Source organism: Paraburkholderia domus, from assembly GCF_905220705.1.
GTDB classification, from domain to species: Bacteria; Pseudomonadota; Gammaproteobacteria; order Burkholderiales; family Burkholderiaceae; genus Paraburkholderia; species Paraburkholderia domus.
Map to the genome: position 1 here is coordinate 157627 of NZ_CAJNAT010000005.1, position 23993 is coordinate 181619.

A 23993-nucleotide genomic window follows, 5' to 3' on the forward strand; every position below is an offset into this window, starting at 1 on the left:
ACCGGTTGGTTAGCGAGATTGGGCGCGGAGCATTTGCCGGAAAGCGTGAACGATTGGACCGTTCCCGGGATAACTGTGCCAACCGCCAGAGTATTTGAAACCGCTATCGTGCCGTAGGTGAACGTAGCCGGCAGCCCCGTCGTCGGGCAGTCCGCTCGCGCGGCGGTAGCCGCGCCGAGCGTGATCATTAAAGGAATAAGTATTCGAAAAACCGAGCGTCTGCCGGATTCTGACTTGAACATTTCAGATTACCTTGAGAAAGAAGCGAGTTCGCGAGAGGTTGTGCTCCCGAAACTCCGAGGCCGGTTCGATGCGCCAATAGCGCGCTCGCGCGCTTGCCTAAAGGACGTTGGGTTGTCGGGATCCAACGCTCCGTGGCTATCGCGCGTCTTGATAAGATCGAGACGATTGCAGTGAACGCCAGCGACAATTGAGATGATCGCGCAGGAGTATCCCGATAAACATCGGAATATTCTCAAATTGATAGGAATTGTCTGGCGCTGTGGTGCGAAAAATCTGCAGCGAGTTAAAAGCTTTCTTGCGCAACCGTCCGTGAAGGGTTCACCAGGATTGGCGGCAGATCAGTCGAAAACGTTGCAGCTATTTTTCAATAGCTCGGCCGCCTCACGCCATCTTCAAAACCTCTTCCCGCATCCAACTGGCAAACGCCTGCACATGCTCAAGCTCCGCGTGGCGTTGCGCCACGTCGACCCCTCATTTTTCCAGCGCTTGCGCGTAGCCAACTTCGTATGTAGTACGGAAGGCCTCGTCGCTCGCTACTCCGCTTCTTTCGCGAGTTCGGGGCGCAGCATCGGCCGCCCCAGCACCTTGCGAGCCTGATCCGTCTGGTTATGCTCAAAGGCGTCTTCGAAATCGGGCAGTTCGTGAAGGGTGAGGCCGACCTCGGCAGTCACCGCCACCTGCTTCCAGTCCGTTACTGCGTCGAGAACTGCGGCCAGAATGACCAACGCTTCTGCCTCGGGCAGCGCGAAATACGCGCACGCGTCCACAAGCATTTGAACCGAATCGATAGGACCCGCATCCTCCGTAAGCCAGGTCTTGGACTCGCGCAGCTTGCCGGGCATCGGGTTCACATCGAACGCCGGCGCGATGCGCCACTGATCATTGCCGTCGTAAAGGAAGCCGAGGTTTTGCAGATGGTCGTCGGTATTGGTGATTAGAAGGTTAAAGACCAGTCGTCGCCACAGTTCCTTCGCATCCTTGTCCGGATGCGAGCATTTCTGCTGCATGACGTCCACGATTTCGGTGTAAGCATGGTCGTCTCGACGCGAGGCTTGCAACATGGAGGCAGCGGACAGGTAGGGAATGCGCAGGTCGGCGCCTTCGCGGTCAAACCGTTCGATGAGGGCAACCGGCGTGCCATTGAGGTCGACGCAACGGGCATTGGCCGTGGTGATCCCGGCCTTGCGTGCGAGGTGCAGCGCGAGCACTTCGGCCCGCGTGACGTTGATGGTGTCCTTGACGCTAGGGAACTTGCCGATGGCCAGCTTGCCGTTTTCATCGAGCAAGGTGCATTTGGGACGCATGCCGCCAAGCGAGGTGCCCTTGCCCTGCAGGTAGCGCAGGTCTTCGGTGGTTTCCTTGCTGGTCTCGACCGCACGCGTTGCCCTGTACATCCGCTCAAGCTCAATCAGCGGCGGCGTCATGCGCCGACCTTGGGCAACCGTGTATAGATAGACACCGTCCTCGCAAAGACGGAGCGCGCCAACGCGGCTGAAATCGTCCACTGCGCACAGATAGTCGAGTTCGTTTAACGGCGGCAGGCGTGGATTGCTCCTGCGCTCTTTGGCGCGTGCCCGCTCGATGACGCGGCGACCCCACGCGTCAGGCGCGGTGTCCGCGAGCGCAAAATGAAACGTCGAGTCCCCTGCATTGGCGGCCCGACGCGGTTGATAGCCCGATACCAGCGGCAGGTCGGGCGAGATTTCAAATTTGTCCGGGTTCGCCAACCAGGTATCGTCATACACGAACTGCGACACTTCGCGACGCCCTTGGTTCGCGTAAGTTAGATGCCCGACAAGTTGCCCGGACGCCCCGAGGTGAACCTCCAGGTTCTGACGAATACCGGGCTTGGCGGATTTGGCTTTCATTCGCTAGGTCTTCTCAGAACGATTTGGTGGCTTTCTTGCGTGGGCGCACTCGTTGAGGAAGCTTCTCGTCCATCAACGTGAGACCAATATCGTCCTGACCGCTGTCGAGGAGGTCGTTGAGGCGTTGCAACTCTCCGAACAGGTAGAGAGCCCGAGCCAGGAAGTGTAGCTGCACGCGCGGGTCGCCAGCTTCCATCCGCTTGACGGTATTGAGCCCCGCCCCAATCCGCTCGGCGAGCGCCTGCTGCGTCAACCCTCTCCGGCGACGCGCACGATTGAGATCCTCGCCGAGTTTCGACAGCGTTCGCTGCACCGGAGTGGGGAGCGGTTTTTCGGCGTTACGGCCCTCGTATGGGCTTTTAACAGGTTTAGTGGACTCCATGAGGGCTATTATAGTGAGTGTAGTCAGGCGCGCTAGATAAATCCGTTAATGGCCCTCATATGGGCTTTTATGTCAGTTAATAGCCCATATGAGGGCTTTTATACAGAATAACCCAAGATTTGATCGGAGAGAACGGGCGCGAGCGCAACGAACCCGTCAGCAAAGAAGCGCCTGGCTCTGCTCGCCTCACTCCATCTTCAAAACCTCTTCCCGCATCCATCCCGCAAAAGCCTGCACATGCTCAAGCGCCGCGTGGCGTTGCGCCACGTCGAGCCAATACCCGAACGGCCCGGTCACTTCGACGTCGGAAAACCGCGCAAGACTCCCATCCGCGAGCTCATCGACGATCATGTTCCGATCGACAACCGCCAGCCCCGCGCCTTTGCGCGCGGCGTGGATCGCCTGTTCGAGCGTGGAGAATTCGATGCCGTTCTCCGCATAACGCGCGGGCAACCCCGCCTTCGCCAGCCAACTCGGCCAGAGATCCAGTCTGGCTTCGTTATGCAGCACATGCAGTGCGGGCATATGCTCCAGCAGCATGTCGAGCGGTTCGCCGAGCAGACGCGGTGTACCGACCAGCACGTGGCGTTCGACCATCAGCAATTCGGAATGGGCATCGGCCAGCGCGTGACGGCCGAAGCGGATGTTGCAATGACAGTCTTCCGTGGGTGAGGTGCGAACGGACAGTTCGACGTCGGGTAACTCATCGGCCAGCGAGCCGAGCCGCGGCGAAAACCATTGCGTGGCGAAGGTGGGGGGTACAGCGAGCACGAGGCGGCGCCGGCCCTTGGCTGCGGTGATCTGACGGAAGCCACGCTCGATCGTGTCGAATGCTTCAGAGAGGCAGGGCAAGAATTGCAGGCCTGCCTGCGTCAAGCGGATGCCCTTGTGATCGCGCTCGAACAATTTCTCGCCGATCGATTCCTCGAGCAACTTGATCTGCCGGCTGACCGCGCCTTGCGTCACGCAGAGCGCGGTGGCGGCACGATTGAAGCTCATGTGGCGGGCGGTCTCTTCGAAGAAGCGCAACGCGATCAGCGATGGCAAGCGCCGCATAAATCACCTTCTGTCTCTTTGTTCATCCGTGCACGCTGGCTGATATCAGGTCAGCGCCGCCGCGGAATATATGTTCGTGCCGCGCGTTGTCTCCGACGCGCTCTGCTGGCCGTCAATCAGCCAGCAAATTTCAAAAGGCAAACGTGTTGTTCGGCATCCAGAGGATTGTCGCATTTCGGCGCGATATTTTGCCTGAGTACGCTAAAAAAATCCCGATACACGTTGGCTCTGATCAAGCGGAAATTCGCGCACGTCACGCTGCGGATTCAGAATCGCCGCGCAAGTCCCCGTCTTCGCCTATTCTGACGAAGACGCGCGCCTCGCTGCCGGCGCGCCTTCTCACTCTGCGGAGCTCCTGTGACCGTTCGCAATCTCGATGCCTTGTTCCGACCCAAATCCGTCGCCGTGATCGGCGCCTCCGAGCGACCGGGCAGCACCGGTGCGATGGTGTGGGCGCGCGTGCTGGAGGGCGGTTTCAACGGCCCCGTCTGGCCGGTCAATCCGAAATACGAAACGCTAGGCGGCCACAAGGTGATCGGCGATGCCGGCGATCTACCGCAAGCGCCCACGGTCGCGGTGATCTGTACGCCGCCCGACAGTTGGCCGGGCATCATCCATAAACTCGGCGGCTTGGGCACGCGCGCGGCGATCATCGTGGGTGAAGTGCGGAGCGATGAGGACCGCCTGCACCTGCGGCATGCGCTGTCGGCGGCGCGGCCGAATCTGTTGCGCATTGTCGGGCCGGGCAGTCTCGGCGTGGTGTCGCCGGCGCTGCGAGCGCATTTCGGTGCGCCGTCCTGCACGGTGAAGGCGGGGGGCGTCGCATGGGTCTCGCAGTCGAATGCGTTGACGAATGCCGTGCTCGGCTGGGCGCATGCGCGCGGGCTCGGTTTTTCACACGCGGTGGCACTGGGCGGCGAGGCCGACGTCGATGCTGGCGACGTGCTCGATTACCTGGCAAGCGATCCGGGCACGCGCGCCATCCTGCTCGAACTGGATACGGTGCGCGCGGCGCGCAAGTTCATGTCGGCGGCACGCGCGGCGGCGCGCAACAAGCCGGTCCTGGCGCTGCGCTCGGGCCGCGCGGATCCCGACGACGGGCTCTACACCGCCGCGTTTCGCCGGGCGGGCATGGTGCGGGTGGACGCGCTCGACGATCTGCTCGACGAAATCGAGACCCTCGGCGTGGGCCGAGTGGCAGCCGGTGCCACGGCGACGCTGATCACGAGCGATCGCGGCCTCGCCACGCTCGCCTGCGACGCTTTCGCCGCGGCCGGCGACACGCTTGCACCGTGGCCCGCCGAAGCGGACGCGGCGCTCACCGAAGCGCTGCCGTACGCGGTTGCCGGCAATCCTCTGCAACTCGGCGACGACGCCCGTCCGGAGCATTTTGGCACCGCGCTCAAGCTACTCGCCGAGCATCGCAGTACGGGTACGGCGTTCGTGGTTCACGCGTCGACGCATGGTGCGCCGGTCGGCGAGGTTGCGCAGGCGTTGATCGAGAATCAGCGCTTCGCGTATCGCGGTTTGCTTGCCTGTTTCTTCGGCGGCGTGGATGCGGCGACGCGCGACGCGCTGCATGCGCAAGGCATTCCGGTTCATACGACGCCGCAGCGGCTCGCTCGCGCGTTCGCCCGGTTGGTGGACTACCGGATGGGTCGCGAACTGCTGATGCAGACGCCGGAAGATTTGCCGGCGCAGATTCCCGAGGAGATCGACGCTGCCCAGGCGCAAGCGCGGGCTGCGATTGCGGCCGGTGAGCACGAATTGACCGGCGCAGCGGCTGCACAGTTTCTTGAGCGCTTTGGACTGAGCGTCGAAACGCATGCGGGCGGCCCGCAGGCGGGATCGCCGCAAGCACCAATGGGGGGATTGTCGGAGAAAGCGGATGAGGAGTCAGCCCAGGGGCCGGCCCAAGAACCCGCCGCCCAGCGCATAGACCCGCTGATAGGCGACTGCGCGGACCAGAGCGCTACGTCGTCGCGAAGATCCGTTGTCGACATCGCCGTCGAGCTTCACGATGACGACAACTTCGGCCCGGTCTTCCGCTTTACCGCACCGTCTGTGGATGGTGTTTCCGACCCGCTGCGCGTCTACGGCCTGCCGCCACTCAATCCCATGCTGGCGCGCGACATCGTCACGCGCTCGCGTTACGCGCGGCTAATCGCGCCGGAGCCGGCGTTGGCCGCCATGACTGCGTTGTCACAGGCGGTCTGCGACGTCAAGGAGATCGTCGGGCTCTCGTTGACGCTGCGGGCGTTTAGCGACCGTGTCGTCGTGATCGCGCCGACCCTGAAGATCGCACCGACCCGCAGCCGTCTCGCCATCGTGCCCTATCCGCGCCGCTTCGAAGAGACGCTCGACTGGCAGGGTTTGCGCGTCACGGTCCGCCCGATCCGTCCGGAAGACGAAGCAGCGCATCACGATTTCGTCGAAGCGATGACACCGGAAGATTTACGGCTGCGCTTCTTCGGCGCGGTCGGCAGTTTCGACCATTCGCAGCTCGCGCGCATGACGCAAATCGACTACGACCGCGAAATGGCGCTGATCGCGACGGTGACGAGCGAAGACGGTTTCACACGGACGCTCGGCGTGGTGCGCGCAGTGGCCGATCCGGACAACGAGACTGCAGAGTTTGCCGTTGCGGTGCGCTCCGATCAGAAAGGCAGGCGCCTTGGGCAATTGCTGATGGATCGGATCATCAAGTACGCGCGGGCGCGCGGTACCCATTGGCTGGTCGGCGAGGCGTTGCGGGAAAATACGCCCATGATCGCGCTGGCCAGATCTTGCGGCTTCACGATCACGCCGACGGAAGATCCGGGCGTGATCGGTTTCAGGATGGCGCTGGATGAAACTTAAGCTCAGGCCGGCAGCTTCGTCGCCGCTTCGTCCACCTGCGTGCGGGTCACGGACAACTCTTCCAGCAAGGCTTCAGCGTAGACCGCGCCAGTCTCGCGTTCCAGACGCGCGATGGTCGCCGCGCAACGGTTCGTATCCTTCAGCGTCGCGATGAACGACTTCACCGATTCACCCGCCTTGAAGGCGTCGAACAGCGGCACGCGGATGTCGTCCGGCAGCGGACGCGCCGTCCATTGATACGGCTTGCCGTTGTAGGTGAACGACGGCGGCAGCACACGCTCTTTCTTCGCGGCCGGAATCAGGCCGAAGGTGCGCGCGGCGTCGCCGATCTGGTCGGCCGAAAACAGCTCGTCCGGGCTGATGTCGAATTGCTGAATGAAGGTCTCGATGCTTTGCATCGCCGCAGCGCGGTCGTCGCGGCGTTTTTGCGCATGAGCGACGATGTCGCGCAGTTCGTCGGCTTCTTCAGGTGTGATCGTGAAGCTCGACTGCTTCTGCTGGAGTTCGGAAAAACGCAGGAATTCGGAATCGGTCAGAAGTTTCGCCATTGCTTGATCGTTGAGCGCGCATGAGGAGACCCATGCGGCGTGATTTTTGAGAGGGTCGCCATTCTAAACCATGTGCGGAAACGGACGATTTGTGCAGCGGCCTGCCGCACAAATTCGCTCTCCGGCAACGGCGCGCTAGACCGCCTCTTCCCGAAACATCGATAGCGCCTGCACCGTCTCGCGCAGCAGCGCCGTCGCCGCCTCCAACGTCGGCGCGACGTATTCGTCGATGCGCCGCAAGTACGGGCAGGTCAGCGCCGCGATTGCCTGACCGGACGGCCCCTGGACCGGGAAGGTCACGTCGGTCACACCGAACGTCTGCTGACTGTCCTTCTGCGAAAACCCCGCCGCGCGAATCCGCTCGCAGGCCTGTTCCAGGGCATTACGATCGATCGTGACTTCACCCTTCACCTTGGTGTGTTCGGCCAGCATCTGTTCGCGCTGCTCGAAGCTTTGGAACGCAAGCATCACGCGGCCCGAACCCGTATCGATCAAGCCCACCCGCGACCCAAGCCGTACCGACATCCCCCACGTGCCCGGTCCATCCACTTGAGCGATCACCAGCAGATTGCCGCGGTCGTATACCGCCAGATGACACGATTGCTCGGCAGCATCGGCAAAGCGCTGCATCAACGGCAGCGCTTCGGAGATCAGCCGGTTCATCGGCGGATGACGATGCGCTAGCGCATACAGCTTCAGACTCAACGAATAACGGTCGCCCGCCGCGGAGCGCACCACGTATTGCCGCGCGACCAGCCGCTCAAGCATCCGGTACATCTCGCTCGCGTTGCGTCCCAGCAGCTTGGTGATTTCGGCGCGCGTCAGTCCTTCCTTCTGCTCGGCGAGCAGTTCGAGGATGTCGAGGCCCTTATCCAACGCTGGCGCGCGGTAACGGTCGGCGTCGTCTTTGTCTTCTGCGTCCATAGCGAGCGAGGTCCCGTGTGTTGTTCTCATTATCTGGTGCATGAGTGTAAGTGCGTGGTGAATCTCGTGCGAGGTGGCGCTGGTCCAGGGAAAACACGGATGATTGGTGCAGCGCACATTCCTTGACTTCGGAAAGTGCATATATGAATAATACGTTCATTGGTGAATTGACGCACACCAATACTTCATAAGAAAGCGCAGGACGAAGTGCTGGCTATCCGTGGCCGGTTCACATAGTTCCCACAACGCACTACTTTGTATGGGGCCGGTGTAAGCGTTAAAGCGCTAACTCCGGACCGACACAGGAGACAACCATGTCGTTCACGAAAGGGCCATACACGGCTCGCCGTTGGTTTCGCAGTTCATTCACTGCCGTAGCCGCGGCAGCGTGCGTCGCCGGCATTGCCGCAAGCAGCACCGCGCAAGCCGCTGACGCCGGCAAGGTCGGGCTCGGTCTGCCACTTCTCACGTCGCCGTTCTGGCAGTCGTACAACAACTATCTGCCCAAGTACGCGAAGGACATGGGCATCGATATCCTCGCCCCGGTCAATTCGAACGGCGATCCGGCCCAGCAGATCACCGACATGAACAACCTGCTGAACCTCGGTGCGAAGGGCATCGTGGTCGGCCCGTTGGATTCGGCCGCGATCAGTCGTGCACTCGATGCAGCGGCGGCGAAGAATGTGCCGGTGGTTGCTGTAGACGTTGCGCCGACGCAAGGCAAGGTGGCGATGGTGGTGCGCGCCGACAATCGCGCGTATGGCGAGAAGGCGTGCAAATACATCGGCGAGCATGTGAAGTCGGGCAAGGTCGTGCAGATCATGGGCGACCTGGCGTCGGTGAATGGGCGCGACCGATCCGAAGCGTTCCGCTCGTGTTTGAAGGGCTTTCCGGCTTTGTCGCTGCTGGAAATTCCGGCAGCCTGGAAGGGGGACGTCGCAGCCACCGCGCTCGACAGTCTGCTCACTGCGAATCCTGACGTGAAGGCGATCTACATGCAGGCAGGCGGCGTCTATCTGTCGCCGACGCTGCAAACCCTGCGCCGCAAACAGATGCTGTTCCCGATCGGCGATGCGAAACACGTTGTGATTGTCAGTAACGATGGCATTCCTCAGGAGTTCGACGCAATTCGTCGTGGCGATATCGACGCTACCATTTCACAGCCCGCCGATTCCTACGCGAAATACGGTCTCTTCTACATCAAGGCAGCGTTGGCCGGGCAGACCTTCAAGCCGGGCCCGACGGATCACGGCAGCAACATTATCCAGCTGGCGCCGGGCGTTCTCGAAGATCAATTGCCGGCGCCGCTCGTCACGAAGTCGAATGTCGACGACAAAGCGTTGTGGGGCAATACCGTTAAATGAGCGAGCCGACGCCCTCCGAGCCGGTCGTCGAAGCGTTTGAGGTCACCAAACGCTTCGGTTCCACGGCTGCGCTGAAAGACGTCAGTATCCGCGTGATGCCCGGCGAGTCTCATGCGCTCGTCGGGCGCAACGGTGCGGGCAAATCGACGCTGGTGTCGATCCTCACCGGCCTGCGCAAGCCCGATGCCGGCGAGGTGCGTTTTAGCGGCGCGGCCGCGCCGTCGATCGCGGATCGCGATGCGTGGCGCGAGCGCGTTGCCTGCGTTTATCAGCATTCGACGATCATCCGTGATTTGAGCGTCGCGGAGAATCTGTTCATTAACCGGCAGCCGTCGCGCGGCGGTGTAATCGATTGGCGCGCCATGCGCCGTGATGCGCGCGAGTTGCTCGATCACTGGAAGATCGACGTGCGCGAAGATGCGCGCGCGGGCGATCTGAGCGTGGAATCGCGGCAACTGGTGGAGATCGCGCGGGCACTGTCGTACGGCGCGCGCTTCATCATCCTCGACGAACCGACCGCGCAGCTCGACGGCGACGAGATCAAGCGCCTGTTCCGCCGCATCAGCGAGCTGCAGCGCGAAGGCGTGACCTTCCTGTTCATCTCGCATCATCTGCAAGAGGTCTATGAGATCTGCCAGGCCGTGACGGTGCTGCGCGACGCACGGCATATCGTCAGTGCGCCGGTTTCCGCGTTGCCGCGCGAGCAATTGATTGAGGCGATGACCGGTGAACGCGGTGGCCTTGCCGTCGCCGATGCAGCGACGCGTGATGCATTGCCTGCCGACACCGCCATCGCGCTGGAAGTCAAAGACCTGGCCGGTTCGGATTACGAAGGCGTGTCGTTCACAGTGAAGCGCGGCGAAGTGGTCGGGCTGACCGGCGCAACGAGCAGCGGCCGTACGAGTGTAGCCGAAGCGATTGCGGGTCTCCGCGCAGCCAAGCACGGTTCGATCAGCGTCGACGGAACAACGCTGCCGCCGGGCGATGTTCCCGCCGCATTGGCGCACGGCATCGGCTGCGTGCCGAAGGATCGACATCATGAAGGCCTGGTGCTGACGCAATCCGTTGCCGAAAACGCCTCGATGACGATCGCGCGTCTGCTCGGCAAATTCGGCATCGCGCCACCGGCGAAGAAAAATGCCTTCGGTCAGAAGATGATCGACGCGCTCGGCATCGTCGCGCAAGGCCCCGAGCATGTCGTGTCAGGGCTATCGGGCGGCAACCAGCAGAAGGTCGTGATGGCGCGCGCGCTCGCGACCGATCCCAACGTGCTCGTATTGATCGACCCCACGGCAGGCGTCGATGTGAAATCGAAAGAAGCGTTGCTGTCAGTCGTGGATCGTGTGCGCGAAGACGGTAAAGCCGTGCTGGTCGTGTCGGGCGAACTCGACGACCTGCGCACCTGTGACCGCGTGCTGGTCATGTTCCGTGGCCGTGTCGCGGCCGAATTTCCCGCGGGTTGGCTGGATCACGACCTGATCGCATCCGTTGAAGGAGTCAGTCTCCATGAAGAATAGTGTGCCCAGCCCTGCATTTGGCACCGCGCAAGGTCAAGCGCAGCCGCAGCCCGTCGCACAGACGACGCGCGGCAAGCGCGCTCGCAGCGAATTCGCCCGGTTGCGCGAACTGGCCTTGCTGCCCGCGCTCGCGTTGTTGCTCGTGATCGGCGCCTTTGTCAGCCCAAGCTTTCTGACGAAGGCGAATCTGATCAGCGTGTTGGGTGCGTCCGCGGCATTGGCATTGGTCGTGCTCGCCGAATCGCTGATCGTGCTGACCGGCAAGTTCGATCTGTCGCTCGAATCGACGGTGGGCATTGCGCCCGCTGTCGGCGCGATGCTGGTGATGCCTGCGGCGTCCGCGGGATTCGGGATGCAGTGGCCGGCGGCAGTGGGCTTGCTTGCGATCGTGGTGGTCGGCGCGGTGATCGGCTTCGTCAATGGTTTCCTGGTAGTGCGTCTGCGGCTGAACGCATTCATCGTCACGCTGGCCATGCTGATCGTGTTGCGCGGCATGCTGGTCGGCGCAACTAAAGGCGGCACGCTGTTCGATATGCCGCCGTCGTTCTTCTCGCTCGCCACCACCATTGTGTTCGGCTTGCCGTTGTCCGTGTGGCTTGCGGCTGTAGCGTTTGCCATCGCTGCATTCGTGCTGCGTTATCACCGCCTGGGTCGCGCGTTATACGCGATCGGCGGCAATCCGGAAGCCGCGCGCGCGGCGGGGATTCGCGTCGAACGTATTACGTGGGGCGTGTTCGTGCTCGGCAGCATGCTGGCCTCGGTGGGCGGTTTGATCGTGACCGGCTACGTCGGTGCGATCAACGCGAACCAGGGCAACGGCATGATTTTCACGGTATTCGCAGCGGCGGTGATCGGCGGCATTTCGCTCGACGGCGGCAAGGGCACGATGCTCGGCGCTCTTTCTGGCGTGCTGCTGCTCGGCGTCGTGCAGAACCTGCTGACGCTTGCCCAGGTGCCGTCGTTCTGGATTCAGGCGATCTATGGCGCGATCATCCTCGGCTCGCTGATGGTGGCACGGCTCGCCAGCGGCGAAGGCCAGAACTGATGCGCACGCATCACGGAGAACTCACTTGACCAGCCTCCCGTTGCAAACGCCCCAAGCATCGCAAACCGATCCACGCCTGATCCTGCTTAGCCCCGCGGATAACTGCCTGATCGCGGCGGCGCGTCTCGATGCAGGCACGCAGGTCGAGATCGAAGGCGAGCGCGTGACGCTCACCAAAACCATCGACCTCGGCCACAAGGTGGCGCGCCACGAACTCGCGAAAGACGACAAGGTGCTGCGTTACGGCGCGGTGATCGGTCACGTGACCGAAGCAGTGGCACGCGGCGCGCATCTGCATACGCACAACCTCGAAAGCGATTATCTGCCCACGTATACGCATGACGCGGGACACGAGTTCGTCCATCACTGATTCGAGCACAATGACGTGGCCTCGCGCCGCGCTGGAATGATCATGACTGACTCTTTCGAAGCATCCGCCGCCGCGCAGCAGCCCATGCTGCAAGGCTATCTGCGCAGCGATGGCCGCAAGGGCATCCGAAATGTAGTCGCGGTGGCGTATCTGGTCGAGTGCGCGCATCACGTCGCGCGCGAGATCGTCACGCAGTTTCGCGAACCGCTCGATGCGTTCGACGATCCTTCAGCCGAGCGCGAGCCGCCGGTGCATCTGATCGGGTTTCCCGGTTGCTATCCGAATGGGTATGCCGAAAAAATGCTCGAGCGTCTCACCACACATCCAAATGTAGGTGCGGTGCTGTTCGTGTCGCTCGGGTGCGAGAGCATGAACAAGCACTACCTCGTCGACGTCGTGCGTGCGAGCGGCCGGCCCGTCGAAGTCCTGACGATCCAGGAAAAGGGCGGCACGCGCAGCACGATTCAATACGGCGTCGACTGGATTCGCGACGCACGCAAGCAACTTGCCGCGCAACAAAAAGTGCCGATGGCGCTAAGCGAACTGGTGATCGGCACGATTTGCGGCGGCTCGGACGGCACCAGCGGCATCACCGCGAACCCGGCCGTGGGCCGTGCGTTCGATCATCTGATCGACGCGGGCGCAACGTGCATCTTCGAAGAAACCGGTGAGCTGGTGGGCTGCGAGTTCCATATGAAAACGCGCGCCGCAAGGCCGGAACTCGGGGATGAGATTATTGCGTGTGTCGCGAAGGCGGCGCGTTATTACTCGATCCTTGGGCATGGCAGTTTTGCCGTCGGCAATGCGGACGGTGGCCTCACCACGCAGGAAGAGAAATCTTTAGGCGCGTACGCAAAAAGTGGCGCGTCGCCGATTGTCGGCATCGTCAAGCCTGGGGATATACCGCCGACGGGCGGCCTCTATCTGCTCGATGTGGTGCCGGATGGCGAGCCGCGCTTCGGCTTTCCGAACATCAGCGACAACGCGGAGATCGGCGAACTGATCGCATGCGGCGCGCATGTGATTCTGTTCACGACCGGACGCGGATCGGTGGTCGGCTCGGCGATTTCGCCGGTCATCAAGGTGTGCGCGAATCCCGCCACGTATCGCAATCTCGCTGGCGATATGGATGTCGATGCAGGCCGCATTCTCGAAGGTCGCGGCACGCTCGACGAAGTCGGCCGCGAGGTGTTCGAGCAAACGGTGGCGGTGTCGCGCGGCGCCGCGTCGAAATCGGAAATGCTCGGGCATCAGGAATTCATCCTGACGTACAAGACTTTCGATCCGGTGGGCCCGGCTTGTTTGCCGTCGAGCGCTGCACGGCCGCATCGGGTTGTTGCGATCGAGCCGCACTGAGCGGCGGGCAAACATCGTCAGCACGTGCTAAAACACTACCAAAGAGGAGACGCGGTCCATGACGGCAAAGGTCGGTTCGAAGATCGAACAGCGGCGCGGCATCGGCCGCCGCGCATTACAGGTAACCGGATTAGGGCTCGGTACGGCACCGTTGGGCGGCCTGTACCGCGATCTGTCCGATGAAGACGCACACGCGACCATCGCCGCAGCGTGGGATGCCGGCGTGCGTTACTTCGACACCGCGCCACATTATGGGAACACGAAGGCCGAGCATCGTCTGGGCGATGCCTTGCGCCGCTATCCGCGCAGCGAGTATGTGTTGTCCACCAAAGTCGGCCGCCGCTTCGTGCCGCGCACCACGCCTCGCGATCCAAACGATGGTTGGCAAAATCCGCTGCCGTTCGAAGCGATCTACGACTATACGCATGACGGCATTCTGCGTTCGTTCGAAGACAGCCAGCAGCGCCTTGGCATCGTCGATATCGACATTCTGCTCGTGCACGATATCGGCCGCATCACGCATGGCGACAACAACCCCCATTACTGGCGGCAGTTGACTGAAGGCGGCGGCTTTCGTGCGCTCGATGATTTGCGGTCCTCCGGTGCGGTTAAAGCGGTTGGGCTCGGCGTCAATGAAAGCGCGGTCATACTCGACGCGATGGCTGAATTCGATATCGATTGCGCGTTGCTTGCGGGCCGTTATACGCTGCTCGAACAGACTACCCTCGACGACCTTTTGCCGGCATGCGAAAAACGCGGCGTCAGCATCCTGTTAGGCGGCGCGTTCAACTCGGGCATTCTGGCGCGCGGCGTCGGCGGCGATCTGAAATTCAATTATGGCGAGGCGCCGCCCGAAGTCATCGAGCGCGTCGCGCGGCTCGAAGCGGTATGTCGGGTGCATGGCGTGCCGCTTGCTGCCGCGGCCTTGCAGTTTCCGTATGCGCATCCGGCGGTCGCGAGCGTGTTGACCGGCGCGCGTAGTGCCGACGAATTGCGTGAAAACGCCGCGTCGTTCGAGCTGCCGATCCCCGCGGACCTGTGGTCCGCGTTACGTGACAAGGGCTTGCTCGACAGCCGCGCGCCCGCGCCAGAGGATTGATTTGACGATGCCTATCGACGCCCACCAGCACTATTGGGACCCCGCTCGCGGCGACTACGAGTGGCTTACGCCGGAACTGAAAATCCTGTACCGGCCGTTCGGTCCCGCCGATCTCAAGCCGTTGCGCGAAAGGGCGGGCATCGAGCGGACCGTGGTGGTGCAAGCGGCGCCGACTATCGACGAAACACGTTACTTGCTGGGCATCGCGCGCAATGAGCCCTCGATCGCGGGGGTGGTGGGCTGGGTGCCGTTGCTGCTGCCGAATGCGCCGGCTGTGATCGAAGCGCTGGCGCATGAGCCGAAGTTCAAAGGCGTGCGGCCGATGCTGCAGGATCTACCCGACGATACGTGGATCGCGAACCCGGATCTCGCGCCCGCGATTGAAGCGCTGATCGCGCACGACCTCGCGTTCGACGCGTTGATTTACGCGCGGCACGTCGAGCCTTTCGAAACGTTCGCGGCGCGTTTTCCCGCATTGCGCATTGTCGTCGATCACGGTGCCAAGCCGCCGATCCGTTACGGCCGAGCGGCTTGGCCAGCTTGGGCCGAGGCGATCACCCGGCTCGCAAAATTTCCGCACGTGCACTGCAAGCTGTCGGGCCTCGTCACCGAAGCGTCGCCTGGCTGGACCGAGGAAACGCTTCATCCGTATGTCGACCATCTGCTGAAGTCGTTCGGTCCCGCGCGTTTGATGTGGGGCAGCGACTGGCCGGTGCTCGATCTGAACGGCGACTATCTGCTGTGGCACTCGGTGGCGAACACCTTGCTCGCATCCTTGAGCGACGCCGAGCGCGAGGCGGTTTTCGGCGGCAACGCCGCTGCGTTTTATCGACTTTGATGTGACGAGCACGCGTTACGAGCACAAGAGAAAGCCCAATCAACTGGAGTCGTAGATGACACAAAGACTGGCCGGCAAGACGGCACTGATCACCGCGGCAGGACAAGGCATCGGCCTCGCCACCGCGGAACTGTTCGCGCGCGAAGGCGCGCGCGTGATCGCCACAGATATCCGCATCGACGGGCTCGCCGGCAAGCCGGTCGACGCGCGCAAGCTCGACGTGCGCGACGGTGCAGCGATCAAGGCGCTGGCCGTAGAACTCGGCGCGATCGACGTGCTGTTCAATTGCGCGGGCTTCGTGCATGCCGGCTCGATTCTCGAATGCAGCGAAGAAGATTGGGACTTTGCCTTCGATCTGAACGCGAAGGCGATGTACCGCATGATCCGCGCGTTTTTGCCCGCGATGCTGGAGAAGGGTGGCGGGTCGATCATCAATATGTCGTCGGCGGCGTCGAGCGTGAAGGGCGTGCCGAACCGCTTTGCGTATAGCGCGTCGAAAGCCGCGGTAATCGGGCTGACCAAGTCCGTTGCTGCAGATTTCATTACGCGTGGTGTACGCTGTAATGCGATTTGCCCGGGCACGGTGGCTTCGCCGTCGCTCGAACAGCGGATCGTCGAGCAGGCCAAGGCACAAGGCGCGACGCTCGAGGCCGTGCAGGCGGCCTTCGTCGCGCGTCAGCCGATGGGCCGCATTGGCAAACCGGAAGAGATCGCTGCGTTGGCGCTGTATCTCGCGTCTGACGAATCGTCGTTTACCACCGGTCATGCGCATGTGATCGACGGCGGCTGGTCGAACTGACAGACCCCGAAAGCTACTGATACACGAACCGAATACCTCTGAAAGGAAGTGCAAGGATGAAACTGCTTCGTTATGGGCCGAAAGGCCAGGAAAAGCCGGGCTTGCTCGATGCGCAAGGCAAGATTCGCGATTTGTCGAAGGTGGTTGGCGATATCGACGGCGCTGCGCTGACCGACGAAGGCCTCGCCAAACTGCGCGCGCTCGATCCGGCTTCGCTGCCGGTCGTGGAAGGCAATCCGCGCATGGGACCGTGCGTCGGCAAGATTGGTAAGTTCATCTGCATCGGGCTGAATTACGCAGACCACGCCGCCGAATCGAATCTGCCGGTGCCGTCGGAACCGGTGATTTTCAACAAGTGGACGAGCGCGATCTGTGGCCCGAACGACGACGTCGAAATTCCGCGTGGTTCGAAAAAGACCGACTGGGAAGTCGAACTCGGCGTAGTGATCGGCAAGCCCGCGAAATATATCGACGAAGCCAACGCGCTCGACTACGTCGCCGGTTACTGCGTGATCAACGACGTGTCGGAGCGTGAATGGCAGATCGAACGCGGCGGCACGTGGGACAAGGGTAAGGGTTTCGATACGTTCGGCCCGATTGGCCCGTGGGTCGTGACGCGCGATGAAGTCGCCGATCCGCAGAACCTGAGCCTGTGGCTCGAAGTAGACGGCCACCGCTATCAGAACGGCAGCACGAAGACGATGGTCTTCGGCGTCGCGAAGCTGGTGTCGTATGTCTCGCAGTGCATGAGCCTGCAACCGGGCGACGTGATTTCGACTGGCACGCCGCCGGGCGTCGGTATGGGTGTGAAGCCGAATCCGGTGTTCCTGAAGCCGGGCCAGACGATACGTCTTGGTATTGAAGGTCTCGGCGAGCAGACGCAGAAGACTTACGCGGCGGAATAAGCGGTGCAGTAGGCCGCACAACCAGCGCCGTTCAGGATGAAAAGCCGCGACTGCTCGCCAGCAGTCGCGGTTTTTTCATGCGCGCCGGTGTTAGCCGTTCGTTCGCCTCGCCCATCAAGAGTGCACAGTTCCGCTTACCCCGCCGGTTCGTGCTCGCCGTTGTCGCTGATTCGATTGATCGTGCCTTGTGCAACAGCGACGAGCTTCTCGCGGCCGCCGTCCATCACATACACATTGCACTGGCAGGTTGCCTGAAGCCGGCCCGCGTAGACGACCTTCGCCCGCGCGATCAGCGTGCCGTTCACTACCGGCCGCAGATAGTTGATCTTGTACTCGCCGGTCACGACCTTCGGCCCGAGCGACAGCGCGCCGGCGAACGTCAGCGCATTGTCGGCGAGATAGCTGATGACGCCGCCGTGCACGAAGCCATGCTGTTGCCGCAGTTCATCTCGGATCGGCAGGCATAGCGTCAGTTCGTCGGTACCCGTATGCATCAGCTCGGCGCCTAGCAACATGCTGAACGGCTGGGCATGCAGTGCACCGCGCGCCCGGTCGAGGATGTCGGTCATTGTGGATCCTTCGGGCGTGGCCCGCAGTGGCGTCTGCACCCGCGTGCGTTGTGCAGTCCCTACCCACTCTAGGAAGCGCCGATGCACCGCGTCAAGGTGAATCCGAAATATCTGCGCGGCATTGTTGCGCAAAATGATGGGGATTGCGGAGTTGGCCGATGAAAAGGGGTTGTAAGACGATTTTTGACGACATTGATCTCAAGCAAAGTTCGGCGTTGCCGTTAACCCTGACGTACCTTCCGTCATTCTTTGCATTCAGGTGTTCACGATGTTCAGCAAGATCAAGGTCGCATCCGGCCTGTTGTGTGTTCTGGCCGCGTTCTGCGTTTTCCAGCTTGTCACGGTGGGTTTGGGGTTCTGGTCGCTCACGCGCACGCACGACGACGTGGGCGATCTGTCGAACATCGCCTTGAAGCAGGTGGACGCGGTCAATGAAACGACCCAGCATCTGATGGATGCGCGCATCAACCTGTCGCGCGCCGGTACGCGCATGGTGCGCGGTGGCGCGGAGCCGACCGATATCGTGCAGCACGCCCGCGAACAGCTGACGGCGGCCGATCAGTCGTTCGGCGCCTTCATGAGCGCGCAGAAGACCAGCGACGAAAACAGCACCCGCGCCGCCGCGCTCGCCGAGCGCTATAAGAAGCTGCACGACGCGCTCTCGGAGCTGGTGCAGTTTCTGGACTCGAACAATATCCAGGCCTTCCTCGACCAGCCGACCCAGTCGTTCCAGGACGCGTACCTCGCCGAGTCGCGCAACTTCGTGCAATTCGGCGACGCCGCGAGCCATGCCTCGCTCGATTCGATCGATGGCCGCATGACCCTGTTCCGCGGGGTCAGTATCGCGATCCTGCTGGCGCTGGTTGTCGGCACATTTGCGGTGTATGCGGCGCTGCGCCGGGGCGTGGTGGCGCCGCTGGAAGAAGCTGGCCGTCACTTCGACCGAATTGCGCAAGGGCGTCTTGATCAGCCGATCGCCTCGCGCGGCACGAATGAAATCGGCCGCCTGTTCTCAGGCCTCGCCAAAATGCAGGCGAGCGTGGCGCGCACCGTGCAAACCGTGCGCGAATCCGCCGATTCGATTCACCTCGGCGCCGACGAAATCGCCACCGGCAACGCCGATCTCTCGGCGCGCACCGAAAACCAGGCGGCCTCGCTCGAAGAAACGGCGTCGAGCATGGAGGAATTGACTGCCACCGTACGCCAGAACGCCGATCACGCCCGCGAGGCCAATGCACTCGCCGAAACCGCCCTCGAGGCGACCTCGCGCGGCAGCGAGGTGGTCAACGAGGTGGTCGACAAGATGCGTGGCATCGCGCAAAGCTCGGACAAGATCGCCGAGATCATTTCAGTGATCGACGGCATTGCGTTCCAGACCAACATCCTCGCGCTGAATGCGGCCGTCGAAGCGGCGCGCGCGGGCGAACAGGGGCGTGGCTTCGCCGTGGTGGCGGGCGAGGTGCGCGGTCTCGCCCAGCGCAGCGCGCAATCGGCGAAGGAAATCAAGACGCTGATCAGCGAATCGGTCGCCGAGATCCAGGGCGGCTCGGTGCTGGTCGAGCATGCCGGCGAAGCGATGCGCAACGTGTCCGCGTCGATCTCGCGGGTCACGCAGATGATGGCGGAAATCAGCGCATCGTCGCTCGAGCAGAGCACGGGCATCGAGCAGGTCAACCAGGCGGTGGTGCAGATGGACGAGATGACGCAGCAGAACGCGGCGCTCGTTGAGGAAGCGGCCGCAGCGGCCGCCTCGCTGCATCAACAGACGCAGCAATTGAAGGAGGCGGTTTCCGTGTTCGAAATTTCGGAAACTGTGTTGCGGATGCAACAACCGGACGACATACACGGGCAAACGGCGGGGTTTGCGCGGTCGGCGATGCGGGCAATTTAACCCGTACGGATGCCCCAAAAGAGGGCAACTGCAAAAGAAAATGGCCCGCCGAAGCGGGCCATTTTGCATCAGACGCAAGCGCCTAAGCGTGCCTCAAAGTACCTGACGGTACTTAGGCCGGCTGGATGTTCGCAGCTTGCTTGCCCTTCGGGCCTTGCTTGACTTCGAACGTCACTTTCTGGTTTTCCTGCAGGGACTTGAAGCCGCTGCCTTGAACTTCCGAAAAGTGTGCAAACAGGTCTTCGCCGCCGTCGTCCGGGGTGATGAAGCCAAAGCCCTTTGCATCGTTAAACCACTTCACAGTACCTGTTGCCATTTTTAATCCAGTAAATGTTGTGTGTTGCATTCGCGACCGCTATTTCTCAACACGAGATCGAGCGCGAAGTACGAGTTGTATCACGTCTTTATGATGGACGCCAATCAACAAGTATTCGGGTATTCCCCTGATGGGGCCCTTTTGGGGCCCAGAAACCATTTTGGAGGGGTGCCCCAGCCGGTAGGGTAAACTGCTTGTATTACACGTCCAGGAAAAACATTGACACATTATCAGCAAGAAGAACTCACCTCGTTCTGGAGTCGTTTGACCCCCTATCTCGCGATACTGGAGTCGAAATTACCTCAAGAAGACGCTCCGGACCCGGTTGGCCGTATCACGGTCGATACCGACGACCACCAGGCTTTCGCCCTTCACACCACCGATAAAAAGCCGCACGGCGACACATCGGAAACTCCCACCGGACAAAGCGCGACCTACACGCGATTTAAAACTGCCGACGCCGATTGGGGACCTTGGCAACGCGAAGAATATTGATTGACCGGCCAGTCGGCTTGTAACGCCGATCTCTGGCAAGACGGCCGGCGCTTAGCCCGGCAACGCGTCATAAGCGGTCGCGAGGTGATAGGGCGTGGTCGACGGCATGTCGGCACGCGCGACTTCACCGGCCGCTGTTTTGCACTCGAACCAGCCTTGCGGACGCAGGAAGCGCTGCCGGAAAAGCTCGATTTGCCGCGGCAGCGCGGCGAGCGCAGCGGGGTCGCCATGGCTCGCCAGGGCGCGCAGATATTCGGTCTGAGCCCAGATCCGCTGGGTGGCATCCTTGATTCGTCCGGTTTCGTCGAGCGAGGCGCACACGCCGCCCGTTTGCGGGTCCACGCCATATTGCTGCGCGAAGCTGAACGCGCGTGTCAGCGATTCGTCGAGGCCTGACGCTTCGAACAACGCGCCCGCCTGCTTGACCAGCCAGAACCATTCGAACTGGTGTCCCGGTTCCAGACGATTGTCGTCCGAGCCAATCGGCAATTCGGCGATGCAGCCGGTCGGCGCATGCACGAAGTGATGCGCAACGGCGCCGGCAAGACGTCGCAACGCGGCGTCGAAGGCGCTGTCGCGCGTGGCGTCACGGGCGGCGAGCCAGGCTTCGGTCAGGTGCATCAGGGGATTCTGGATCGGCGTGCCGGTCACGCTGGCGAAGTCCGCTGTGAGTGCGGCGTTGAACAGGTCGGCCTCGGCAGCGAAGCGCGACTGAATCAGTGCCGACGTGCGATGCACGGCTTCCAGCGCGTCGCGGTTGCCGGAACGGGCACCGTATTCCGCGCAGGCGAACACCACGAACGCATGCGTGTACAGGTCTTTGGTGGTGTCGAGCGGTGCGCCCTGCGCATCCACGCTATAGAACCATCCGCCGTGGCGCGTGTCCTGAAAGGTGTGCATCAGCGAATCGAACAGCACCTTGGCATGCGTCGCATCGCCTGCTTGCGAGAACACGAACAATTGGCGCGCGCACGCCATCGCCCGATAGCGCTCCGCGGGCAACGGCTCATGACCCTCGGCGCTGACCGCTTCGAACGGCAGCTTCAGCGCGGTGTTGAAACCGGGTCCGCGCCACAGCGGCAGTACCACACGAGTGAAGTGATCACGCAGTGTGGTGGCGGGAGTGATCGTCGAAGCGGCGGAAGGGGTCATGGTCTGCATAGTTCGGTTGGTCAAACGCAGTCATTCGAAACGCCTGCGGACTTGGGCTCTCGCTGCGGCGTGCGGTCAAGCATAAAGCAAACGGCTGCCGCTGGCACTCCGTCATAAGTGCTGAATACGCTTCAAATAAATTTCAGATAAGGAGGAAAAACAATGTTGGGGAACCTTGAGCTCATTTCCCGTCTGGTGCTGGCCGCTGCGCTCGGCAGCGTGATTGGCTTCGAGCGCGAACGGCTCTCATGGGCCGCGGGGTTGCGCACGCATATGCTGGTCTGCGTCGGTTCGACGCTAATCATGATCGTGTCGGCCTACGGTTTTGCCGAAGTACTGTCGGGCGATCACGTCGTGCTCGACCCGTCCCGGATGGCCGCGCAGGTGGTCTCCGGCATCGGCTTTCTCGGCGCGGGCTCGATCCTGCTGCGCGGCGAAATCGTGCGCGGGCTGACGACGGCGGCAAGCCTCTGGTCAGTCGCAGCGATTGGGCTGGCGGTCGGCGGTGGGTTGTATACGGCGTCGATCGCCGCGACCATCATCATTCTGATCATCCTCGCCGGGATCAAACCGCTCGAGCGCCGCTTCATCACGGTGAAGCAACGGCGCCAACTGACGATGATCGTCGAGCGCGGCGCCATGACCTTCCATTCGCTACACGACGAACTCGGCGCCGCGAGCCCGCGCGTCAAGCAATTCGTGATGCAGCAAAGCGATGACGCGCCGGAGTGCGATGAAGTGATGATCACGTTGCACCGCGTGTCGAATACCGAATATGAAGCGATCTGCGCACGCTTGCGTCAACTGCACGGCGTCAGGCAGTTCCGGCAGGACGAGGTGTCGTCTTAAAAACGGAAAAACGTCTGCGAATGGCTTCGGCAGGGGCGGGCGGCCATGCGACAATGCGGTCTCGAAAAATTCCAATGGCTTTGACGAGCGGTGCTCGGCGCCCGCTTTCCGGCGACGACCGCTTTTTTCTCTATGGCAGATTCCGCAGCATCCACGCAGTCCCGGCCTCCGCGCGCCGCTTCGAAGAAGCGGCGTCAGGCCACCGTCTCGACCGAAACTGAAAACAAGCTGGCGCGCGCCGCGCGCTCGGCACAACGTCTCGCGCAACTGAGCGATGCCTCACGTGACGACAGCACGCTCGATCTGTTCCCTGACGATCCCACCCGTGCCACGCTCGAAGCGATGAACATCGACGTGCGGCAAGGCACGCTCCATGGCTTCGAATTACCCGATGTCGTGCTGGCAGCGGTTGGTGCGATCGATGCCGATGGCGTTTCGCTGGAGGCGAGGGCGGCGCGCCGCGCGCCTCGTGCTGTGAAATCCGACGAACCCGTGCAGGTGAATGCGCAATTGAGCGGGTTGGAGACCGAAGCTGTGGAGGGCACGGCGTCGCCTGTTGGCGAGCTGGCTTTCGGGGATGTGACCGCGGCAGCAGACGCGCCGGCCGAAGAGAAGCCGGCGGCATCGGCACGTGACGCAGCCGTGCCGCTCACGCCTGCCATGGCGGCGGCTACCGTGGCGCGCAGCGTGACCGCGCTGCGCCAGGCGGCTGAGCCGGGTGCCACCGCGATCGAGACAACGGTTGCGTCGACTTCGGGCGGTGCGAAGCCGCCTATGCCGCCGCAGCGCTTTGCGGCGACCTTTGCCAAGGCGACGACGGCTTCGCGAGAAGCGGCCGGCACCGAAACCGCGGATGCGGGAACGGTTTCGGCGCCGTCTTCGTCGGAGTCTGGGTTCGGGTCTGAGTCTGGCGCGGTTACTGTTGAACCGAAGCCGGCCGCCAACGCGTCTGGCAATACGTCTGCATCTGCGTCCGCTTCTTCATTCGCGCATGCAAACGGCGCTTTCGCTGCACCCTCATTCCGGGAAGCTCAACGCGCCGAAGCTGCCGCGGCAGCGCTGCGTGCCGCGCCTGAACTCGACCGTGCGCGTGCGACGGCCTTCGCCGATACCGTCGACGCCCTATATGGCGTGATCGCCGATCAACGCATCGCCGCGACCGACCATTCGCGCCGCATGAAATGGATGCTGTCGATCGTGGTGGGCGCGTTGCTCATGACGGTCGCGATCGGCATCACGCAGACAGTGCTCCTGATGCGCCTGACGCGTGAAACGACTGCCCAGCAGCACCGTATCGAACAGATGATGCAGAACCAGCAGGCCGCCATGGCCAGCCTGCTCGACACGCACATAGCGATGGCCAACGCGGCGGCGGCCAATGCGGCTTCTGACGCAGCTGCAAGTGCGGCGCCTCAGCCAGCCGCGGCCACGCCCGCTCATGGCAAAGGTGGCGCGCGAGCAAAGCACGCGCACAAGCCGAAAGCAGCCAACTCGCACTGAGTTTCAGTGACCGCCGCGCCGGCGTTCGCTGGCCGCGGCGGTTTGTTT

The 23993-nt window shown here is 62.3% G+C and carries 22 protein-coding genes; 14 read left to right on the forward strand and 8 right to left on the reverse strand.

The window, feature by feature from the left end; translation table 11 throughout:
- Positions 1-776 precede the first annotated feature (776 nt).
- From KHO31_RS12570 to KHO31_RS12580, 3 genes are all read right to left on the reverse strand, one after another.
- On the reverse strand, positions 777-2111 hold the full coding sequence (locus tag KHO31_RS12570; RefSeq protein WP_201139102.1) for a type II toxin-antitoxin system HipA family toxin: 1335 nt from the start codon (positions 2109-2111) through the stop codon (positions 777-779).
- Between the two features lie 13 nt (positions 2112-2124).
- Positions 2125-2493 carry a helix-turn-helix domain-containing protein gene (locus tag KHO31_RS12575; RefSeq protein WP_201077189.1) on the reverse strand — a complete coding sequence of 123 codons (369 nt, stop codon included), beginning with the start codon at positions 2491-2493 and terminating at the stop codon, positions 2125-2127.
- A 186-nt stretch (positions 2494-2679) separates the two neighbouring features.
- Entirely contained in the window at positions 2680-3549 is an 870-nt protein-coding gene (locus KHO31_RS12580) for a LysR family transcriptional regulator (protein WP_201077191.1), read from the reverse strand.
- A 357-nt stretch (positions 3550-3906) separates the two neighbouring features.
- Here KHO31_RS12580 and KHO31_RS12585 point away from each other — a divergent pair, with 357 nt between their 5' ends.
- The gene (locus KHO31_RS12585; protein WP_201140969.1) at positions 3907-6408 is read left to right on the forward strand and encodes a bifunctional acetate--CoA ligase family protein/GNAT family N-acetyltransferase; all 2502 of its coding nucleotides are present in this window, start codon (positions 3907-3909) and stop codon (positions 6406-6408) included.
- A gap of 2 nt (positions 6409-6410) precedes the next feature.
- On the opposite strand, the gene KHO31_RS12590 is transcribed toward KHO31_RS12585, so the two are convergent.
- Both KHO31_RS12590 and KHO31_RS12595 read right to left on the reverse strand, forming a co-directional pair.
- Positions 6411-6956 (reverse strand): hypothetical protein, encoded by a 546-nt coding sequence (locus KHO31_RS12590; RefSeq protein ID WP_201077195.1) that lies wholly within the window; start codon positions 6954-6956, stop codon positions 6411-6413.
- Between the two features lie 135 nt (positions 6957-7091).
- Positions 7092-7880, reverse strand: coding sequence for an IclR family transcriptional regulator (locus KHO31_RS12595; protein WP_201077197.1), 789 nt, complete (start codon positions 7878-7880; stop codon positions 7092-7094).
- Between the two features lie 314 nt (positions 7881-8194).
- Between KHO31_RS12595 and KHO31_RS12600 the strand changes: the two genes are divergently transcribed.
- From KHO31_RS12600 to KHO31_RS12640, 9 genes are read left to right on the forward strand one after another with little or no spacing between them, the layout of a single operon-like run.
- Positions 8195-9244 carry a sugar ABC transporter substrate-binding protein gene (locus KHO31_RS12600; protein WP_236061065.1) on the forward strand — a complete coding sequence of 350 codons (1050 nt, stop codon included), beginning with the start codon at positions 8195-8197 and terminating at the stop codon, positions 9242-9244.
- Entirely contained in the window at positions 9241-10761 is a 1521-nt protein-coding gene (locus tag KHO31_RS12605) for a sugar ABC transporter ATP-binding protein (protein WP_201140967.1), read from the forward strand. Before KHO31_RS12600 ends, KHO31_RS12605 begins: the two co-directional genes overlap by 4 nt.
- The gene (locus tag KHO31_RS12610) at positions 10751-11806 is read left to right on the forward strand and encodes an ABC transporter permease (protein ID WP_201077201.1); all 1056 of its coding nucleotides are present in this window, start codon (positions 10751-10753) and stop codon (positions 11804-11806) included. Before KHO31_RS12605 ends, KHO31_RS12610 begins: the two co-directional genes overlap by 11 nt.
- A gap of 25 nt (positions 11807-11831) precedes the next feature.
- Positions 11832-12176, forward strand: coding sequence for a UxaA family hydrolase (locus tag KHO31_RS12615; RefSeq protein ID WP_201077203.1), 345 nt, complete (start codon positions 11832-11834; stop codon positions 12174-12176).
- 42 nt (positions 12177-12218) lie between these two features.
- Positions 12219-13532, forward strand: coding sequence for a UxaA family hydrolase (locus KHO31_RS12620; protein ID WP_201077205.1), 1314 nt, complete (start codon positions 12219-12221; stop codon positions 13530-13532).
- A gap of 58 nt (positions 13533-13590) precedes the next feature.
- A complete protein-coding gene (locus tag KHO31_RS12625; protein ID WP_211623435.1) occupies positions 13591-14631 on the forward strand; it encodes an aldo/keto reductase in 1041 nt (346 codons plus the stop codon).
- A 7-nt stretch (positions 14632-14638) separates the two neighbouring features.
- Positions 14639-15469, forward strand: coding sequence for an amidohydrolase family protein (locus KHO31_RS12630; RefSeq protein WP_211623437.1), 831 nt, complete (start codon positions 14639-14641; stop codon positions 15467-15469).
- A gap of 55 nt (positions 15470-15524) precedes the next feature.
- Entirely contained in the window at positions 15525-16268 is a 744-nt protein-coding gene (locus KHO31_RS12635) for an SDR family oxidoreductase (protein WP_201077219.1), read from the forward strand.
- Between the two features lie 56 nt (positions 16269-16324).
- Positions 16325-17173, forward strand: coding sequence for an ureidoglycolate lyase (locus KHO31_RS12640; RefSeq protein ID WP_201085164.1), 849 nt, complete (start codon positions 16325-16327; stop codon positions 17171-17173).
- A 134-nt stretch (positions 17174-17307) separates the two neighbouring features.
- On the opposite strand, the gene KHO31_RS12645 is transcribed toward KHO31_RS12640, so the two are convergent.
- Positions 17308-17742 carry a PaaI family thioesterase gene (locus tag KHO31_RS12645; RefSeq protein ID WP_201085165.1) on the reverse strand — a complete coding sequence of 145 codons (435 nt, stop codon included), beginning with the start codon at positions 17740-17742 and terminating at the stop codon, positions 17308-17310.
- Between the two features lie 268 nt (positions 17743-18010).
- On the opposite strand from KHO31_RS12645, the gene KHO31_RS12650 reads away from it, so the two are divergent.
- Positions 18011-19633 carry a methyl-accepting chemotaxis protein gene (locus tag KHO31_RS12650; protein ID WP_201077226.1) on the forward strand — a complete coding sequence of 541 codons (1623 nt, stop codon included), beginning with the start codon at positions 18011-18013 and terminating at the stop codon, positions 19631-19633.
- Between the two features lie 112 nt (positions 19634-19745).
- Here the strand turns inward: KHO31_RS12650 and KHO31_RS12655 are convergent, their stop codons facing one another.
- Positions 19746-19949 (reverse strand): cold-shock protein, encoded by a 204-nt coding sequence (locus tag KHO31_RS12655; protein ID WP_007178724.1) that lies wholly within the window; start codon positions 19947-19949, stop codon positions 19746-19748.
- A 219-nt stretch (positions 19950-20168) separates the two neighbouring features.
- Between KHO31_RS12655 and KHO31_RS12660 the strand changes: the two genes are divergently transcribed.
- Positions 20169-20444, forward strand: coding sequence for a hypothetical protein (locus KHO31_RS12660; protein WP_201077228.1), 276 nt, complete (start codon positions 20169-20171; stop codon positions 20442-20444).
- A 51-nt stretch (positions 20445-20495) separates the two neighbouring features.
- Here KHO31_RS12660 and KHO31_RS12665 read toward each other — a convergent pair whose 3' ends face one another.
- Complete coding sequence (locus KHO31_RS12665; RefSeq protein ID WP_211623439.1) at positions 20496-21605, reverse strand: AGE family epimerase/isomerase; 1110 nt, start codon at positions 21603-21605, stop codon at positions 20496-20498.
- Between the two features lie 153 nt (positions 21606-21758).
- On the opposite strand from KHO31_RS12665, the gene KHO31_RS12670 reads away from it, so the two are divergent.
- Together KHO31_RS12670 and KHO31_RS12675 are read left to right on the forward strand one after the other, a co-directional pair.
- A complete protein-coding gene (locus KHO31_RS12670) occupies positions 21759-22445 on the forward strand; it encodes an MgtC/SapB family protein (protein WP_201077232.1) in 687 nt (228 codons plus the stop codon).
- A gap of 132 nt (positions 22446-22577) precedes the next feature.
- Positions 22578-23945 (forward strand): hypothetical protein, encoded by a 1368-nt coding sequence (locus tag KHO31_RS12675; protein WP_201085167.1) that lies wholly within the window; start codon positions 22578-22580, stop codon positions 23943-23945.
- The last annotated feature ends 48 nt before the right edge of the window (positions 23946-23993 follow it).